The sequence below is a fragment of the Roseovarius sp. YIN77 genome, assembly GCF_057219155.1.
On the sequence record NZ_JBXVVI010000068.1, the window covers coordinates 1 to 647 of the forward strand.

A 647-nucleotide genomic window follows, 5' to 3' on the forward strand; every position below is an offset into this window, starting at 1 on the left:
TGAAGCGCAACAAGCGCCTCGAAGATGAGCGCACAATCCCGACGAAAGACGAAATCCGGACAATGTTGGAAAAAGCACCGGACAAATACCGACCACTTATCAAGACCGCCCTCCTCACTGGTATGCGATTGTCGGAATTACGCGGTCTGACCTGGGACTGCGTAGATTTCGACACAAAGCTGATCAGAGTGGAAAAGCGCGTGGATCGTTACAACAATTTTGGAAAACCCAAGAGCCGAGCAGGCAAGCGAAGCATCCCAATGACACCTGGCTTGATCGACGAGCTTAAGGCTTGGAGATTGCGCTGCCCCAAAGGTGATCTCAACTTGGTTTTCCCCAACGGCGCAGGAAATGTTGAGAACCACTCGAATATCTACAATCGCATGTTTACGCCATTGCTCGTCGACAACGGGATTGTGGGACCCGATGGAAAGCGCCGGTTCAGCTTTCATGCCCTTCGCCATGCCGCCGCTTCGCTCTTCATCGAACAGAACTGGACGCCCAAGAAGATTCAAACGCTGCTCGGCCATTCATCGATCACGATGACAATGGATGTCTACGGTCACCTCTTTGAGAATCCTGAGGAGGATGTCGCGTTGTTTGAAAAGCTGGAAAGTGATCTACTGGCTGCATAAGTTCAGTCGGAT

At 51.5% G+C, this 647-nt stretch carries 1 protein-coding gene; it reads left to right on the plus strand.

Features of this window, described 5'->3' with window-relative positions; all coding sequences use genetic code 11:
• On the plus strand, positions 1–635 hold a 635-nt coding region (locus AC2D8P_RS16660), incomplete at its 5' end, for a site-specific integrase (RefSeq protein ID WP_484704008.1).
• Between the last annotated feature and the right edge of the window lie 12 nt (positions 636–647).